The sequence below is a fragment of the Janthinobacterium sp. AD80 genome, assembly GCF_002878455.1.
GTDB lineage: Bacteria > Pseudomonadota > Gammaproteobacteria > Burkholderiales > Burkholderiaceae_D > Janthinobacterium.
This window is the reverse complement of record NZ_NRDQ01000097.1, coordinates 1-16665: the sequence shown is the minus strand read 5'-3', so window position 1 is coordinate 16665 and position 16665 is coordinate 1. Positions and strand designations below refer to the sequence as shown.

The 16665-nt window shown below is 66.2% G+C and carries 13 protein-coding genes; 5 read left to right on the top strand and 8 right to left on the bottom strand.

The features are described 5' to 3' along the window. Positions 1 to 329: 329 nt before the first annotated feature. The 3 genes from hpaR to JaAD80_RS18680 all read right to left on the bottom strand — a co-directional run bounded on the left by hpaR (position 330) and on the right by JaAD80_RS18680 (position 3927). Positions 330 to 785 (bottom strand): homoprotocatechuate degradation operon regulator HpaR, encoded by a 456-nt coding sequence (gene hpaR / locus JaAD80_RS18690; RefSeq protein WP_258003080.1) that lies wholly within the window; start codon positions 783 to 785, stop codon positions 330 to 332. Positions 786 to 998: 213 nt separating this feature from the next. Further along, a complete protein-coding gene (locus JaAD80_RS18685) occupies positions 999 to 2816 on the bottom strand; it encodes a DUF885 domain-containing protein (protein WP_102296236.1) in 1818 nt (605 codons plus the stop codon). Between the two features lie 76 nt (positions 2817 to 2892). Further along, the gene (locus JaAD80_RS18680; protein WP_102296235.1) at positions 2893 to 3927 is read right to left on the bottom strand and encodes a LacI family DNA-binding transcriptional regulator; all 1035 of its coding nucleotides are present in this window, start codon (positions 3925 to 3927) and stop codon (positions 2893 to 2895) included. A 130-nt stretch (positions 3928 to 4057) separates the two neighbouring features. On the opposite strand from JaAD80_RS18680, the gene JaAD80_RS18675 reads away from it, so the two are divergent. Both JaAD80_RS18675 and JaAD80_RS18670 read left to right on the top strand, forming a co-directional pair. Beyond that, positions 4058 to 5251 carry a phytanoyl-CoA dioxygenase family protein gene (locus JaAD80_RS18675; protein ID WP_102296234.1) on the top strand — a complete coding sequence of 398 codons (1194 nt, stop codon included), beginning with the start codon at positions 4058 to 4060 and terminating at the stop codon, positions 5249 to 5251. Between the two features lie 30 nt (positions 5252 to 5281). Further along, the gene (locus JaAD80_RS18670) at positions 5282 to 6400 is read left to right on the top strand and encodes a Gfo/Idh/MocA family protein (RefSeq protein WP_102296232.1); all 1119 of its coding nucleotides are present in this window, start codon (positions 5282 to 5284) and stop codon (positions 6398 to 6400) included. 13 nt (positions 6401 to 6413) lie between these two features. On the opposite strand, the gene JaAD80_RS18665 is transcribed toward JaAD80_RS18670, so the two are convergent. Next, positions 6414 to 8408: a glycoside hydrolase family 3 protein gene (locus tag JaAD80_RS18665; protein ID WP_102296231.1), complete on the bottom strand. Its 1995-nt coding sequence runs from the start codon at positions 8406 to 8408 to the stop codon at positions 6414 to 6416. A gap of 223 nt (positions 8409 to 8631) precedes the next feature. Here JaAD80_RS18665 and JaAD80_RS18660 point away from each other — a divergent pair, with 223 nt between their 5' ends. Further along, positions 8632 to 9663 (top strand): AraC family transcriptional regulator, encoded by a 1032-nt coding sequence (locus tag JaAD80_RS18660; RefSeq protein ID WP_102296229.1) that lies wholly within the window; start codon positions 8632 to 8634, stop codon positions 9661 to 9663. Here the strand turns inward: JaAD80_RS18660 and JaAD80_RS18655 are convergent. Next, positions 9660 to 10409 (bottom strand): NAD(P)-binding domain-containing protein, encoded by a 750-nt coding sequence (locus JaAD80_RS18655; protein WP_102296279.1) that lies wholly within the window; start codon positions 10407 to 10409, stop codon positions 9660 to 9662. The two genes, JaAD80_RS18660 and JaAD80_RS18655, sit on opposite strands and share 4 nt — an antisense overlap. Positions 10410 to 10497: 88 nt before the next feature. Between JaAD80_RS18655 and JaAD80_RS18650 the strand changes: the two genes are divergently transcribed. Next, positions 10498 to 10890 (top strand): helix-turn-helix domain-containing protein, encoded by a 393-nt coding sequence (locus JaAD80_RS18650; RefSeq protein WP_102296227.1) that lies wholly within the window; start codon positions 10498 to 10500, stop codon positions 10888 to 10890. Here JaAD80_RS18650 and JaAD80_RS18645 read toward each other — a convergent pair. The 3 genes from JaAD80_RS18645 to JaAD80_RS18635 form a co-directional block, all read right to left on the bottom strand. Then, positions 10887 to 13964 carry an efflux RND transporter permease subunit gene (locus JaAD80_RS18645; protein ID WP_102296225.1) on the bottom strand — a complete coding sequence of 1026 codons (3078 nt, stop codon included), beginning with the start codon at positions 13962 to 13964 and terminating at the stop codon, positions 10887 to 10889. The genes JaAD80_RS18650 and JaAD80_RS18645 overlap by 4 nt on opposite strands. After that, entirely contained in the window at positions 13961 to 15076 is a 1116-nt protein-coding gene (locus JaAD80_RS18640; RefSeq protein ID WP_102296223.1) for an efflux RND transporter periplasmic adaptor subunit, read from the bottom strand. The genes JaAD80_RS18645 and JaAD80_RS18640 overlap by 4 nt, the downstream gene beginning before the upstream one ends. A gap of 83 nt (positions 15077 to 15159) precedes the next feature. Continuing rightward, on the bottom strand, positions 15160 to 15780 hold the full coding sequence (locus JaAD80_RS18635) for a TetR/AcrR family transcriptional regulator (RefSeq protein WP_102296221.1): 621 nt from the start codon (positions 15778 to 15780) through the stop codon (positions 15160 to 15162). A 93-nt stretch (positions 15781 to 15873) separates the two neighbouring features. Here JaAD80_RS18635 and JaAD80_RS18630 point away from each other — a divergent pair. Then, the coding region (locus JaAD80_RS18630; RefSeq protein ID WP_180979473.1) for a TolC family protein at positions 15874 to 16665 on the top strand (792 nt) is incomplete at its 3' end.

The following is a 16665-nucleotide window of genomic DNA, read 5'->3' as shown; positions in this document are numbered from 1 at the left end:
TGTATTTCCACCAGGAAGGCAAAATACCGGCTGGGGCGCCGCGGTGCCGCCCGGTGCAAGGACCGGTGCTTCCGCTTTTCTTCTTGATTTAGATCAAGTGAGGTGAATTATACGCTTATTTACTCACATGTAAGTGAGTTACTGGCAAGCATAGTCTTATAGCAAAACATCCCTTGGTCTTATAGCAAAACTTGCAGGCGTGTGCGCACAAGCCCCGCAGGACGCGGCAAGAAGAAAAACAGGCGTGAAAAAATCGGCCGCGGCACGTGTCAAAAAAACACGCGCATGGCGGGCGGGACGGTAGGTATAAGGTAAGCGGGAACGGCCGCTCAGCGCAGGATGGCGGGCGCCACCGGCAGGGTTTCCAGGGCGATAAAGGCGTCGAGCGCGCGGCGCATGTCGTCGAATACCTGCTTGCCGTAGGCTTCTTCCAGGCTGGCGTACTGCAAGTCGATCAGCTTGCCCATCTGCAAAAGCAGGCTGGCGCCCGCTTCCGACAGGTGCACCTTGCGGCGGCGCTGGTCGCCCTCGAACTTGCTGCGCCCGATCAGGCCGATTTCTTCCATGCGCGCCAGGATGCCGCTCATGCTGGGGCTGGAGATCTGGCAGATGTCGCACAGTTCGCGCGGTTCCAGGGTGGGGCTTTCATTGAGCGCGCGCATGATGCGCCACTGCTGCTCCGTCACGCCGAAGTGATTGAGGATGGGCCGAAAATGCTGCAGCAGGTTCTCGCGGGCCTTCAGCAGCAGTTGCGGCATGTTCGGATAACGGATCGGTAACTGCAAGCGGAACTCCCGGAGTGGCCAGAAAATTAGCGTAATTATACGGCTCGCCGGGGTGAAATGGCAGGCAGCCGTGGCGCGACATGCAAACGGCGCCGCGCAAGGCACCGGCCCGCCAGTCAAGGGCGATCCCGCACCGCCTGGCCGCCACGTTCACGCTGTCGCGTCAACGGCGCGGCCATGGCTGCGGCGTGGCGTGGCGTGGCGTGGCGTCAATCAGCCCCTGGCTTTTTTCTGCTCGGGGATGAAATGCTCGCGCACGGCCTTGGCCAGCAGTTCCGGCGGCAGCAAGCCCTGGCCCAGCAGGAAGTTGTTGAACGCCAGGCGGTCGAATTTGTCGCCCAGCGCCAGCTCCGTTTCCGCGCGCAGCTGCAGGATGCGCGTGTAGCCATAGAAATAGCTGCCCGCCTGGCCCGGCATGTTGAAGGTGTAGCGGTCCAGTTCCTGGCGCGCCATCGGCTTCGACAGCATCACTTCATCCGTCAGGATGCGTCCCGCCTCTTCGCGCGTGACCTGCCCCAGGTTCAGCATCGGATCGAGCATGGCGCGCGCCGCGCGCAGCATGCGGAACTGCAGCGCGATGAACTGGCCTTCGGCCGGCTCGTACGGAATCATTTCCGCTTCCGCGTACAGGGCCCAGCCTTCCACGTTGACGCTGTTGAACGCATACAGGCTGCGCGCCTGCGACACGCCCCGCTCCACCATGGCGCTGAACTGCAGTTCGTGGCCGGGACGGCCCTCGTGCGCGCTCAGGGTCCAGGCGGCGCCGGCGAAATTGAAATCGTCATATGCCTCGCCCTTGCCGCTGCTGGTCGGATTGCTGACGGGGAGGACGAACTGGCCGTGCTCTCCCGTGTTGCCGATCAGCGGAGGCGGACGCATATGCGGCGCCGGCTGGGCCGCCGATTCGGCCGCCGAGGCCAGGCGCATGGTCATGGCGCGCTGCGGCACGTCGACCACGCGCTGCGCGCGGATGCGCTCTTCGAGCTGCGTGTTGACGCCCTTGTAGTGCGCCTCGAGCTGCTCGTTGGGAATGGAATCACTTTTCAGCGCGCGCAGCACCTGGCGGTAGTCCGTGCCGTCGACGCCCTTCAGCGCCAGCTTGGCCGCCACCACGGGCGCCAGCGCCTGCATGGCGGCGCGCGTTTCCAGGTAGGCCACTTCCGCCCGTTCCACCAGCGCGCGCGGCTCGATGTCAATGCCCACCTGCTTCAGGCGGAACGCGTACAGCTCGGGGGCCATGCGGAAATCCGTGCGCGACAGCGGCAGCACCACCTGCTTTTCCCACGCCGCGTACTCGTTCAATTGCTGTTCCATGGCCGCCAGCGCGCTTTCCGCACCCGTGATCTTCATGTCGGCAAACAGCTTGCGGATGCCGGCGATATACGTCGGCACATTTTCCAGCGACTGCTCCACCCGCAGCCGCACGGGTCCCGCCAGGCCAGGCTTGCCGATCTTTTCCGTGAAGCGCGCCTTGGCCTGCTGCGTGATCGGCGTGCTGCCGGGGTACTGGCCCACGTAGCGCTGCAGGCGTTCCAGCGCCTTGGCGCGGCGCGCGGCCGGGCGCTGCTCCTGCAGCAGGCTTTGCATGCTGCCAAAGACCATTTGCGGCACATCGACCCACGGCAGCGTGTATTTGGCTTCCAGCTGCGTGCCCATGATTTCCTGGTCGACGGCGCCGATCAGGATTTCCAGGTCCTGGCGTATGCGTTCGTCGCGTTCCAGTTCCAGCTTTTGCTGCAATTGCGCGCGCGCCTTCTGCATGGCCGCCACATGGCGCTCGGTGATCTTCGGCCCCAGGTCGGCGGCCAGGCCATCGTATTGCGCCAGGCCCGTGTCGGAAGCGTCTTCAGGCGAAAACTGCGCCTGCGCCGCCAGCACGATGGCCGCGTTGCGGTTGCTCGCCTCGACCCAGGCGGACGCTGCGCTGGCGGTGGACGGGACGGCGGGAGCAACAGCCATGGCGGGCATGGCAAACGCGGTGGAGAGCAAGGCGGCAAGCACGGTCTGATGCAATTTCGGGATGACGGACATCGGGGGGATTCCTTCCTGAGGTGAGCGATGAGCGAAGCGACGAGTATCGGCCAGCCTTGCCCGACTGTCAATTCACTCAGTTCAGCGGCGGCAGATTCCAGGGCGTGACGACCTGGATGGCCGACAGCGGCGCGGGCTGCGCCAGTGGCGGCAGCGCGCCCTGCGCGCGCAGCAATTCCTGGCATGCGCGGCGCATGTCCTGGCCCAGGTCATGGTGCAGCACGGCGTGTATGGCGCCCGAGGTGAGCAGGGCCAGGTTGTCCGCATCGAGGTCATGGCCGATGAAGACCTGGCAGTGGCGCCCCGCGCCGGCGAACGCCTGCACGATGGCGGCATTGCCGCCGCCGATGGAATACACGGCGGCGATGCCCGGATGGGCGGCCAGGGCCTGGCGCACCAGCGCGCCTGTGGCGCCGTCGATGCCATGGCCTTCGCTCACTTCGACGATGCTCACATGCCGGTACCGTTCGCGCAGCGCGCGGCGAAAGCCGATCTCGCGCTCTTCTTCACCGTGAAAGCGGTTGCTGCTCAGGGTCACCAGCACCTGCTGTTTTTTTCGCGTAGCGCCCAGCCACTGGCCAAGCAGGTAGGCGGCCGTCTCGCCCGCCGCGCGGTTGTCCATGCCCACGTAGGCGCGCCGCGCGCAAGCGGGCAAATCCGTCACCAGGGTCACCACGGGAATGCCGGCCGCCGCCAGCCTGTTCACCGCCTCGGCCACCGGCGGCAAGTCGGGCGCTTTCAGCAGCACGCCGTGGCTGCCGTTCTTGCGGATGCGTTCCAGCTGTTCCACGATGCCCTGCACTTCCAGCGTTTCGTGCAGGTGAAAGCGCGAACGCAGCACGGCCGGCTGCAACGATGGCAGTTGCGCTTCCAGCGCGGCGCGCACGGCGTCCGTAAACCGGCGCGGCGCCACCATCAGCACGTCGAACATGAATTTTTTGCCGGACAGGCCCACCTGGGTGCTTTGCCGCGCCAGTTCGTCGAGCGCCTGCGTGACGCGGCGCACCGTGTTCGCATGCACGCCGCCGCGCTGTTTGATGACGCGGTCGACGGTGGCCACGCTGACGCCGGCCTGCAGCGCCACGACCTTGACGGGAAAGGGATGGGTCATTGGGTGTCCCCTTTACGGGCATGGAATTGATGGTTTTCTGATGGTTTTTCTGATGAAAAATGCGGCTTTTCATGCTTATACTGATTCTACAACATCATTCATGAAAAACATCCACATCAGGAGACACCGCATGCACACCACCGACGCCGGCACAGCGCCGCCTGCCCCTTATTGGCTGACACCGGAAAGCTGCGACCTGCCAGACTTCATCGCCACAGTCAGCCAGCGCACCGCGCTGGCCGATTATCCGCACGCCGCCGCGGTGCAGGAAAATATCCTCGTGTACGACTGCGGCGCCGTACGCGCGCTGGCCGCCAGCCCCGCCGCGCTGCGCTTGCTGCAGGCCGAATGGGGCAAGGCCCTGATGGACGGCCCCGGCGTCATCGTATTGCAAGGCGCCGTCGATGATCTCGCGACGCTGGAACAGGCAAGCGGCGTGTTTCGCGCCCTGATCGCCGAGCAGCATGCCAGCGGCCAGGCGGGCGGCGACCATTTCGCCAAGCCGGGCGCGAATGACCGCATCTGGAACGCCCAGCAAAAGCTCTGCCTGCGTGCCCCGGAAGTTTTCGCGCGCTATTACAGCAATCCCGTCTTCGCCTGGATAGCGCAGGCGTGGCTGGGACCGGCCTACCAGATGACGGCGCAAGTCAATGTCGTCAATCCGGGCGGAGCGGCCCAGGCGCCGCACCGCGACTACCACCTGGGCTTCCAGAACGCCGCCGCCTGTGCCGCCTACCCGGCGCCCGTGCACCAGATGTCCGCCATGCTCACCCTGCAGGGCGCCGTCGCCCACTGCGACATGCCGCTGGAATCAGGCCCGACGCTCTACCTGCCAGGTTCACAGCGCTACCGGGCCGGCTTCCTGGCCTGGCAGCAGCGCCCCTTCCGCGACTATTTCGCACAGCATTGCGTGCAGCTGCCGCTGTCCAAGGGCGACGCCGTGTTCTTCAACCCCGCCCTGTTCCATGCGGCCGGGCATAACCGCTCGTCCGATATCCGCCGCATGGCCAACCTGCTGCAAGTGTCGTCGCCGTTCGGCCGCGCCATGGAAGCGCTGGACCGCCGCGCCATGAGCGCCGCCCTGTATCCCGCGCTCCAAGCCTTGCGCGCACAGGGATCGCTGTCAGCCGAAGGCATGGCGCACGCGGTGGCCGCCTGCGCCGAAGGCTATGCCTTCCCCAGCAACCTGGACCGCGACCAGCCCATTGACGGCATGGCGCCGCCCACGCAGCAGCAGCGCATGCTGCAGGCGCTGGAGCAGCAATGGCCTGCCGCGCGCCTGGCCGATGCGCTGGACAGCCACGCCTGGCGCCAGCAAGCCTGATTCCATCCCGCACACTCCCGGAGACTCCACATGCAAGACATCAACATCGGCCTGATCGGCGCCGGCTACATGGGCAAGGCCCACACCATCGCCTACAAGGCCGTGCGCAGCATTTTCCCTACGGCCCTCAATCCCGTGTGCGCCTGCATCAGCACCAGCAGCGCCGAAGGCGCGGCGCGCAGCGCGCAGGAACTGGGCTGGCAGCGCTCCACCGGCGACTGGCGCGCGCTGGTCAATGATCGCGCCATTGGCGCCGTCATCGTCGCCACGCCGCCTGCCACGCACAAGGACATCGTGCTGGCCGCCCTGGCCCTGGGCAAGCCCGTCTTCTGCGAAAAGCCGCTGGGCATGACGGCCGCCGAATCCTTGCTGCTGGCGCAGGCGGCGGAAGCGGCGGGCGTGGCCAATATGGTCGGCTACAACTACATCCGCACGCCGGCCAGCCAGCTGGCCAGGCAAATCATCGCCTCGGGCGAAATCGGCGAGATCATCCACGTCGCCGCCGAACACGTGGAAGACTATCTGCACGACCCGCGCGCGCCCGCTTCGTGGCGCACGCGGGAAGCCACGGCAACGCGCGCCGGCGCGCTGGCCGACGTCGGCTCGCACCTGCTCAATCTGGCCCTGCGCCTGGGCGGCCCCGTCGATGCGCTGGTGGCGGACATGAACACGGTGCATGCGCAGCGCCAGGGCCGGCACGGCATGGAAGCGGTGGAAAATGACGACCAAGGGAATCTGATGCTGCGCTTTGCCAGCGGCGCGCTGGGTGCCCTGACCTTCAGCCGCGTGGCGGCCGGGCGCAAGATGGGCTATACCTACCGCATCACGGGAACCAAAGGCGCGATTGCCTTCGACCAGGAAGAGCAGAATGCATTATGGCTGTACGACGCCGGCCGCCCCGCGCAGCGCCAGGGCTTCCAGCGCCTGCTGATGGGCCCTGCCCACCCCGACTACCTGGCATTTTCCCAGGGCGCGGGGCACGGCACTGGCTACAACGAGCAGATCGTCATCGAGGCACGCGATTTTCTGCACGCGATCGCCAGCGGCGAACCGGTCTGGCCCACCTTCCGCGACGGCTACGAAGTCGACCGGCTGATCGATGCGGCGCTGCGCTCCGCGCAGGAGCGCAGCTGGATTTCCCTGCGTTGATGGCAGGGACGGCTTAGTACCCCAAGCCGTAACCGAACTTGTACAGCGGATGCGCCGTGTCATACGGCACGTCCGATTTCTGCACCTGCACTTCGGCCATTGACGACGGCAGTTCGAACGGCAGCTTGCCTTGCGGCTTGGCCTTGCCCGTCAGGACATCGAACAGCGCGCCGTCGCTGACGCCAAAGTTGGCGACGATGGCGCTGGCCTTGTCCTGCACGTTGCCGAGGATGGCCGGGCGGTCCAGGTAGACGGTAACCACCGTCTTCGGCGCGAATTTCGCCGCGTTCTTGATTGCCTCGTAGTCGGCGTCGCCGTCGACATAGTTCAGGCGACCTTCATGCTGCATGCTGCCGAAGATGTAGTTCGGGTGCAGGATCTCGAAAGGCGCCGCCACGCGCAGCAGGGCCACGTCGGCTTCCTGCGGCGTCGCCACCACGGTGTAGCCGTATTGCTTGGCCACGGCAGGATCGATACCGTACAGGTAGACCTTCTTGACGCTGGCCGCCAGCGGCAAGACCTTGTCCTTGTTCTCCAGCAGGACCAGCGAACGACGCTGCGCATCCAGGCCCGCCTCGACGAATTCCGCCTTGCCCACGGTGGCCGCCGCCTTGGCCGTATCGACAAACGGATGTTCGAACAGGCCCTGCTTGAATTTCTGCACCAGGATGCGCCGCGCCGAAGCGTTGATGCGCGCTTCCGTCAGCTGGCCGCGCTGCACGGCTTGCGTCAGGTAGGGCGCTTCCGTCACGCCGCCAAACTGGTCCATCCCCGCCGTGACGGCCTTGACATAACGCTCGGCCTTGGTGGCGTCTTCCATGCCCCACGGCGTACCAAAGCCCATGAAGGACGGCGCGACACCAGGTGCGGTGCCGTTGCGGCAGTTGGCATCGCAGTCGGAGGTGATGCCCCAGTCGGACAGGATAACGCCCTCAAACCCGTATTTGCCGCGCAGCAGATCCGTCAGCATGGTCTTGCTGAAGCCGGCCGCCACTTGCTCCAGGGTGATGCCGTCGATGGTGATGTTCCCGTCCGGCAGCGCATAGGTCGGCATGACGGAGGCCGCCTTGGCCGTGAACGCGCCTTCGAACGGTTTGACGTGGTAGGCGAAGTTGTTGCCCGGGTAAGTCATGTAGCGGCCATAGTAATTGTGGCCATCGTAACCTTCTTTCGTCGCGCCGTAGCCGACCCAGTGCTTGACGACGGCCACCACGCTGCCGTCATGCAGGCCCGTGTTGCCATCCTGGAAGCCCTCGATATAGTGCTGCACCATGCGCTTGGTCAGGTCCGCGTCCTCGCCGAAGGTGCCGTTGATGCGCGACCAGCGCGGCTCGGTGGCGAGATCCGCCTGAGGCGACAGCGCCTGCGTGATGCCGACGGCCAGGTATTCCTGGCGCGCGATGTCGCCGAAGCGTCGCACCAGCGCATCGTCGCCGATGGCCGCCAGGCCCAGGGTTTCCGGCCACTGCGAAAAGCCCTGGGTACCGGCGCTGGCGCCCACCGTGTACTGGAAATGGTGGCGCGGATCCGTGCTGATGGACACGGGGATGCCATGGCGCGACGTCTCACTCAGAGCCTGCACCTTGTTGTACTGCGCCGCCATATTGGCCGCGTCGCCCGCCATGCGGGTAATGAAAGTGTTGACGTACTGCTTGACGATCAGGTCCTGCAGGGCCGCCAGATCATACGCGCCGCCCTGGCCGATGCCGGTGGGATCGGCCACGGTGGGCGCCGTGCCATGCATCATCAGGCCGGCTTTTTCGTCCAGGCTCATGCGCGACAGCAGATCGTCGGCGCGCGCTTCGGCGGACAAACGCCAATCCTCATACGGGTCGATCTTGCCGTTGCGGTTCATGTCCTTGAAAGTATAGCCGTCGACCTTGAGCTGGCTGTAAGTGGTGGCGCCGAACACGGGCTGCGTGTAATCCACGCTGACGGTGTCGTTGCCGCAGGCGGCCAGGGCAAGCGTGGCGACGCAGCCCGCGACCACGCGGGCCATCGGTTTCATTGTGCAATTCATCATGATCTCCAAGACTGTTTTTGTAGGTATCCGGGTGGCATCAGGGCCAGCCCGAAATCAATATAGCGTGAGAATGCGTGAGTTTCTTGACTGCGCAGCACGCGTTTTATACCCGCGAAAACAATTTTTGGTTAGACGGCACGACAACCAACACTTTCCTACAAAGTGCTAATATTTGTGAAAAATTACTACAACAAGCAGGAGACACACCTTGCACAAACCCGATACGCGCACGGTTTCGAACCGGATCGCGCAAAACTACGCGCGCGCCATGCAGGCCGATGGGCACGATCCCGCCGACTTTTTCCGCCACACGGGCATCACGCCGGCGCAGCTCACGGAACCCGGCGGGCGCATCAACGCCGAGCGGCACCGCCGCATGACGGTCTACGCCCAGCATCTGCCGCCGCACCGCGGCATCCTCGACCTCGACGTGACTCACTGGTTCGCGCATTTTTCCGGCATCGCCCACGTCTGCTTCAACCGTCCGACGCTGCGCAGCGCCCTGCACGAGCTGCTGCACTTGCGCGGCCTGATCGGCGAATTTGATTTCATGCTGATGAGTGAAAGCGGCACGCGCGTCGAGATCGAATACCTGTCCGAGTTCTGCCCGCTGGGCGGCGCCATGCAGGCGCTGGCCAATTTCCGCATGCTGTCATTGGTGACGCGCGCCTATGACGCGGGCACGCCGACGGCTTTTCGCGCCAGTTTCCGCGGCAAGGCGCCGCGCTTTGCGCCGGCCATTTCGGAATGCTTCGGCGCCGCCGCCGAATTTGGCCAGGCGCGCAACACCCTGGTGTTTGACGCGCCGGGACTGGACCTGCCCTTCGCCCAGTTCAACGCCATGCTGGCGCCGCACGCGCTGCGCCACGCGCAAGGGCAATTGCAAAAGCTGCAGGGGGCGCAGCTGTTTTCCGCCCGCGTCGAGCAGGCCATCATCGATTTGCTGGGCCAGCAGGCGGACGCGGACGGCGCTTCGCTGCTGCCGGCCCTGTGCGACGGCCTGGCGATGAACCGCTGGACCTTGCAGCGCCAGCTGCAGCAGGAGCAGACCTCGTTCCGCGCGCTGGAACTGCGCGCCAAGAGCCGCGAATCGCGCCGCCTGCTGCGCGAAACCAGCATGAGCGTGGCGGAAATCGGCGACCGCCTGGGCTTTTCCTCGCAAAGCGCGTTCACCCGCTTCTTCAAGAACCAGTTCGAACTGCCGCCGGCACGCTACCGGCAGGATGCGACCGGGGCCTAGACGACGTTCAGTCGCCGGTTCATGGCGACGATGTCGTCATGGCTGGCATGCGCGCCCAGCTTGGCGAACTGCGCCGGCATCTGCTCGCGGATCGCCGCCGCCTTGCCCGGGACCGCCGCGGCAAGCGCCCTGGCCATGGCGGGCGCATCAAGGTCGCAGCAGTAGGCTGGCGTGCAAGGTTGCTGACGCCAGGACTGCGCCAGGGTGCCACCGTCGACCGCGTCAAATCCGGCCTGCTCCACCAAAGTCCTCGCCGTCTGCACGGCCATCGCGTCATCTCCGGCGACGGCAACCGAGAGGCGGCCCGGCGTGCCTGCAGGCTGGCCCAGCGCGGCCAGCGTATGCGCCAGCACATTGTTGAAGGCCTTGACCACCGGACGCCCCAGCTGGGCCGACACCCAGGCACTTTCGGCCATTCCCGCATCGATCTGCGCAATCGCCGCGTCACGCATGCCTGGATAGTAATTGCTGGTGTCGATCACCGTGACCTGCGGCGGCACGGCGTCGAACAGGCCAGCAGGCAGGCTGGCCATGGCCGGCAGTGGTATGGCCAGCACCACCACGTCCACGCCGTCGACGGCGCCATGCACATCGGCCGGTACCGCGCCGATGTCGTCGGCCAGACTTTGCACGCCTTTGACGCCGCCGGAATTGGCCACCCTCACCTCATGGCCGGCGGCCAGCAGCTTGCGCGCCAGGGTTGCACCGATATTTCCCGTTCCAATAATACCTATCTTCATATTCATGACCTCCGCGTTGTGCACTATGCTGCGATTTTAGGAGCCTTATGCAATAATGGGAAGTACCCACCGAAAAGTAAGTAACCCACATATCATGGCAGAACAACGGGAATGGAATTGTAGCGATCCGCAGAATCGCCGCGACTGGGCCGACGCTACCACCGAGACCCTGCGCGTACTCGAAGGCAAATGGAAGATCATCATCCTGTGCCAGCTGTTTGCGGCCAAGGCGCCCTTGCGCTTTTCCGACCTGGAGCGGCTGATCGAGGAAGTCAACCAGAAAATGCTGATCCAGCAGCTCAAGCAGCTGGAAAAGGACGGCATCGTCGTGCGCAAGGTCTACGCGCAGGTGCCGCCCAGGGTGGAATATGCATTGAGCGAGATCGGCCATGCACTGGGGCCGTCGATGCAGGCGCTGATCGAGTGGGCCGAACTGCGGCGCGCACGCCTGGCGCACGCCGCTGCCGACCCTGCCGCACCAGATTAAACCAGCGGCACAGCCCTTGCCTGCGGCCGTATGCGGAACCAGATCGCATACATGGCCGGTAGAAAGACCAAAGTCAGCACCGTGCCGGCAAACGTGCCGCCGATCAGGGTGTAGGCCAGGGTACCCCAGAAAACCGAATGGGTCAGCGGGATGAAGGCCAGCATGGCCGCCAGCGCCGTGAGGATCACGGGCCGCGCGCGCTGCACGGTCGCTTCCAGCACGGCGTCGAACGGCGCCAGCCCGGCCGCCTCGTTCTGATGGATCTGGCCGATCAGGATCAGCGTGTTGCGCATCAAAATGCCCGACAGCGCGATCAGGCCGACCAGCGCATTGATGCCGAACGGCTGCTGGAACAGCAGCAAGGTGGGCACCACGCCGATCAGGCCCAACGGGCTGGTCAGGAACACCATCACCATCGCCGAGATCGACCGTACCTGCAGGATGATCATCAGCAGGGTCAGCGCCAGCATGATGGGGAACAGCGGCAGCATGGCTTGCGTCGCCTTCGCCGATTCCTCGATGGAGCCGGCCTGCTCGATGCGGTAGCCGGCCGGCAGCTTGTCGATGATGGCTTGCAGCTGCGCCGTAATGGCGCCCGAGACGTCCGGTGGCTGCAGGCCGTCGGCGATATCGCCGCGCACGGTGATGGTCGGCTGGCGGTCGCGCCGGCGCAGCACCGGTTCTTCCGAACGCACTTCCACGCTGCCCACCTGCGACAGCGCGATGCGCTCGCCATTCGCGCCGGCCAGGGTCAGGTCGGCGATGCGCGCCGGGTCCAGCCGCACGTCACCGGCCGCGCGCGCCACCACCTGCACCGTGCGGATATCTTCGCGCATGGCGGTGACAGGCACGCCGCGCAGCAGGAACTGCAGTTGCTGCGCCACGGCGGCGGACGTCAGGCCCATCGCCTGCAGGCGCTCCTGCTGCAGGCTGAAATGCAGGGTAGGCGTGCGCGTGCCCCAGTCGGTATTGACCGTACGCATCAGCGGGCTGGCCTGCATCACGGCTTGCACCTGGCCGGCGATGCCGCGCAATACCTCGGAATCCGGGCCGCTGACCCGGTAGGCGACGGGAAACGGCGAGTACGGGCCGAACACCAGCTGCGTCACGCGCACGCGCGCTTCGGGCGCCAGTCCGGCGGCCACCGCCACGCGCAAACGCTGCTTCAAGGCGTCGCGCGCCTGCTGGCTGTCGGTGCGCACGACGATCTTGGCGAACGACGGGTCGGGCAATTCCGGCCCCATCGCCAGGTAAAAGCGCGGCGCGCCCTGGCCCACATAGGCCGTGACGATCTTCGCCTCGGGCTGGCGCGCCAGCCACGCTTCCACCCTGGCCGCCGCGCCGCTGGTCTGGCCGATCGCGCTGCCATACGGCAGCTGCACTTCGACCAGCACTTCAGGACGGTCGGAGATGGGGAAAAACTGCTTCTTGACGACGGCCATGCCCAGCACGGCCAGCACGAACAGGCCGATCACGGTGGAAAACACCAGCCATTTGCGGGCGATCACACGTCCCAGCAAGCGGCGAAAACGCTGGTAGCGCGGCGTGTCGTACAGCGCAGCGTGGCCGCCGGCGACGTGTTTCAGTTCCGGCAGCAGTTTCACGCCCAGGTAGGGAGTGAACACCACCGCCACCACCCACGAGGCGATCAGCGCGATGCCGACGATCCAGAACATATTGCTGGTGTACTCGCCGGCGCTGGAGCGGGCAAAGCCGTTGGGCATGAAGCCGACGGCCGTCACCAGGGTGCCGGCCAGCATGGGCGCGGCCGTGTGGCTCCAGGCATGGGCGGAGGCGGCGATGCGGCTGTAGCCCTCTTCCATTTTCACCACCATCATTTCAATGGCGATGATGGCGTCGTCCACCAGCAGGCCCAGGCCCAGGATCAATGAACCAAGGGTGATGCGGTCGAAGTTCTTGCCGGTGGCCGCCATCACGATGAACATCGCGGCCAGGGTCAATGGCACGGCGGCGGCCACCACGATGCCGACCCGCCAGCCCATGCTGACAAAGCACACCAGCATCACCACCAGCAGCGCGGCGAGGAACTTGAGCATGAATTCGTCGACGGCCGCGCCGATATTGACGGCCTGGTCGGTGACCTTGGCCAGGCTCATGCCCAGCGGCATGGCGGTGCCGATGGCCGTCACTTCGCGGTCCAGCGCCTTGCCCAGGTCCAGCCCGTTCCAGCCGTCGCGCATGACCACGCCCAGGAGCAGCGCCGGCTCGCCGCCATTGCGCACCAGGAAACTGGCCGGGTCTTCCTGGCCACGGCGCACGGTGGCGATATCGGACAGGGCCAGGGTGCGCCCCTGCGCCGCCACGGGCGTGTCGCGGATCTTTTGCAGCGCGTCGAGCGCGCCGTCAAGGCGGATGAACACCTGCGGCCCGCGCGTGTCGACCGAGCCGGCCGGCGTCAAGGCGTTCTGGCCGTTCAGCGCGGCGAACACGTCCTGCGCCCGCACGCCCAAGGTGGCCAGGCGCTCCTGCGAAAACTCGACGTAGATGCGTTCGGCCTGCTCGCCGATGATATTGACCTTTTTTACGCCCGGCACGTGCAGCAGCCGCTGGCGCAGCGTTTCCGCCTCGCGCACCAGCAGGCGCTGCGGCTCGCCCTTGGCTTTCAGCGCATACAGGGCAAACGTGACGTCGGCGTATTCGTCGTTGATCATCGGACCGATCACGCCGGCCGGCAAATTGGCCGCCTCGTCGCCCGCCTTCTTGCGTGCCTGGTAAAACTCGGCCTGCACCTGGTCCGGTGGCGTGCTGTCGAGCAGGGTCAGGGTGGTAAAGGCCAGGCCAGGCGTGGTGTAGGTTTCGGCGCGCTCATACCAGCGCAGTTCCTGCAGCCGCTTTTCAATTTTTTCGGCCACCTGGTCCTGCATTTCGCGCGCGCTGGCGCCGGGCCAGGCGGTGACTATCGTCATCACCTTGACCGTGAATGCCGGGTCTTCCGCGCGCCCCAGCTTGAAGAACGACAGCAGGCCGGCCAGGGAAATGAGGCAGATCAGGAACAGGGTGACGGAACGTTCGCGCACGGCCAGCGCGGACAGGTTGAAGCGGGCCGCGCTCATGGACGCGCTCCCGCGCCGGCGGCCAGCGGCACGACCGGCGCCGTTTCAACCCTGACCCGCTCGTCCTGATGCAGCAGGTGGGCGCCCAGCGCGACGATGCGCTCGCCCGCCTTCAGGCCGCTGACGTCGGCGCCGTCCTCGTGCAGCCGGCTGACCTTGACGGGCCGCCAGCTGACCTGCGCCGGCTCTCCGGCGATCACCCACACGCCCTGCCCCTTGCCTGCATCATGCAGCGCCGCCAGCGGCACTTGCACGCTGTCGCCGGCGGCTTGGGCGCCGGCCAGGCGCAAGGTGACGGTGGCGCCCAGCGGCGCGCTTGACAGCGCCGCGTCGAGCACATAGCGCGCCTCGAAAGTGCGCGTTTGCCGGTCCGCCGTCTGCGACAGCTGGCGCAAGGTGGCCGGCACGCTGGCTCCCGGCCTGCCGAACAAGGTAGCCTGGGCGGTGGAACCGAGCGCCGGACGCAAGGTTTCCGGCAGCTGGATGGCCGCTTCGCGCCGGCCGTCATGGGCCAGGCGCACCACCGACTGCCCGGCCGCGACCACCTGGCCAGGTTCGGCCAGCGTCTCCATCACGACGCCGTCGGCATCGGCCAGCAGCACCGAGTAGCGCAGCGCATTGCGCGCCACCGCCGCCTCGGCTTCCGAGGCCTTGAGCCGGGCGGCTGCCGCGTCAGCGGCTGCCTTCACCTGGTCGTAACCGGATGCCGAGATGGCGCCCGTGCCGCGCAGGTCGCGGTAGCGCGCTTCTTCGTCCGCCGCCTGACGCGCGCGGGCGCTGTCGGCCGTGACGGCCTCCTGGCGCGCCTGCGCCAGCAGTTGCAGATCGTCGGCGTCCAGGCGCAGCAAGGGCTGGCCACGGCGCACGGCCTGGCCAGCGTCGACCAGGCGTTCGCTGACCTTGCCGGCCACGCGAAAACCGAGATCGCTCTGCACGCGCGGCGTGACCACGCCCGTAAAGCTGCGCGCGCCAGATTCGGCGCCCTGCACCGCGACGGCCCGCACCAGCGGCGTCGCCGTGCGCGGATCGGCCTGCGTCTTGTCGGCGCAAGCGCCCAATACCAGGGGTAAAGAGGAGATAACAACAGATGAAGCGAGGCGGCGCCAGCGCATAAGAATCCCATGAACGAGTGATCAGGGTTCTCATTCTGGTACTAGTGACCAATTAAGTCAATCGTCACTTATCATGCAAGCGGCTATGGCGACAAACTGCGCAACACCAGGCTGGACAGCTGCACCACGGCCGTATCGCTGCTGTCGACGCCATGTTGCAGCAGCAAGGGATTGACGTAGGGGCGCATCACCAGGTAGATGGCGCTGGCGGTCTCGTCGAGCGGCGTCTTGCGTTCGAAGTCGCCTGTCTTGCGCCCCTGCTGCAAGATATCCTGCAGCAAGGCGCCCATTGCCAGCTCATAGGCCAGCACGGCGGGCCAGCGTTCGGTGGCGGCCGAGGCGGCGATGTCGTACAGCTTGCGGTCCTGAAAAAATAGCCGCAGGCTGGACTCGACGCTGGCCCTGAACATGCGCCTCAGCTGCTCGGGCGGCTGGCCGGCCGCCGCCACCGCCGCCCTCACCTCGGTTTCGATCTGGCGCAGGCAGTTGCCGCAGATATGCTCGCCGATGGCTTGCTTGGATTCGAAAAACTTGTAGATATAGGCCTTGGAAAAGCCGATCGCCCTGGCCAGGTCGGAAACGGTCGTCTTCTCATAGCCGTAGAGGCTGAAATACTCGGTGGCGGCGGCCACAATCTGGTCGCGCACGTCATGGCCGGCGGGGCCGCGCGCAGGGCTGGGTGTAGCAGGTGTGGTGGAATTCATGGCGACAGCTTAACGCGCCGCGCCAGAATGCACAATAAGTGACCAAAATGTATTATAGTCACACTTTATTCTCTTTTGAACTGGAAAGCCATCATGCCACTGCCCCGCCCGCGCCTCCCCTTCATTCTGATCGCCGCCAGCCTGGCTGCCGCTGGCTGCACCGCCGGTGCCGACTACCGCCGGCCCGAACTGCCGCAAGCGGCGCAGTACCGGCACCAGGCGGCGCTTGGCGCGCGCCAGGCCAGCGACGCCGCCGAACTGCGGCAATGGTGGACCAGCTTTGGCGACCCGCGCCTGACCCGTCTGGTGACGGTGGCGCTGGCGCAAAACCTCGACCTGGCGCAGGCACAGGCCAGGGTCACGCAGGCGCGCGCGGCCACCGGTGCGGCCGACGCCGCGCTGCTGCCGTCGGCCAGCGTGGACGGCCAGGCGGCGCGCGCCTACCAGTCGGTGCAAACGCCGCTGGGCCAGGTCTTGAATGCCACGCCAGGCTACCAGCGCGCCGGCAGCGCGCGCGAACTGAACCTGCAGGCATCGTGGGAACTCGACCTGTTCGGCGGCCTGCGGCGCGAGCGCGAAGCGGCGCGTGCCGATTATGAAGCGAGCGACGCGGCATGGGCCGCCACGCGCCTGGCCGTGGCGGCGCAAACGGCCGACCTGTACCTGGCCATCCAGGGCCTGCAGGCGCGGCTCGATCTGGCGCGCCGCCAGGTCGACACCGACGCGGCGCTGCTGGAGATCGCCACGCTGTTGCATGGCAAGGGGTTGCTGAACGAGCCGGCGCTGCGGCAGGCCGAAGCGTCGCTGGCGCTGGCGCGCGCCGCCGTGCCCGGCCTGGACACGGCGCGCGAGGTGGCACTGCATGCGCTCGACGTGATGCTGGGC

What these genes read in the sequence shown, in the direction of transcription:
- JaAD80_RS18685 (WP_102296236.1), bottom strand. Translation starts at nt 2,816, where the DNA reads ATGTCCGTCATCCCGAAATTGCATCAGACCGTGCTTGCCGCCTTGCTC.
- JaAD80_RS18680 (WP_102296235.1), bottom strand. Translation starts at nt 3,927, where the DNA reads ATGACCCATCCCTTTCCCGTCAAGGTCGTGGCGCTGCAGGCCGGCGTC.
- JaAD80_RS18675 (WP_102296234.1), top strand. Translation starts at nt 4,058, where the DNA reads ATGCACACCACCGACGCCGGCACAGCGCCGCCTGCCCCTTATTGGCTG.
- JaAD80_RS18670 (WP_102296232.1), top strand. Translation starts at nt 5,282, where the DNA reads ATGCAAGACATCAACATCGGCCTGATCGGCGCCGGCTACATGGGCAAG.
- JaAD80_RS18665 (WP_102296231.1), bottom strand. Translation starts at nt 8,408, where the DNA reads ATGAAACCGATGGCCCGCGTGGTCGCGGGCTGCGTCGCCACGCTTGCC.
- JaAD80_RS18655 (WP_102296279.1), bottom strand. Translation starts at nt 10,409, where the DNA reads ATGAATATGAAGATAGGTATTATTGGAACGGGAAATATCGGTGCAACC.
- JaAD80_RS18650 (WP_102296227.1), top strand. Translation starts at nt 10,498, where the DNA reads ATGGCAGAACAACGGGAATGGAATTGTAGCGATCCGCAGAATCGCCGC.
- JaAD80_RS18645 (WP_102296225.1), bottom strand. Translation starts at nt 13,964, where the DNA reads ATGAGCGCGGCCCGCTTCAACCTGTCCGCGCTGGCCGTGCGCGAACGT.
- JaAD80_RS18640 (WP_102296223.1), bottom strand. Translation starts at nt 15,076, where the DNA reads ATGCGCTGGCGCCGCCTCGCTTCATCTGTTGTTATCTCCTCTTTACCC.
- JaAD80_RS18635 (WP_102296221.1), bottom strand. Translation starts at nt 15,780, where the DNA reads ATGAATTCCACCACACCTGCTACACCCAGCCCTGCGCGCGGCCCCGCC.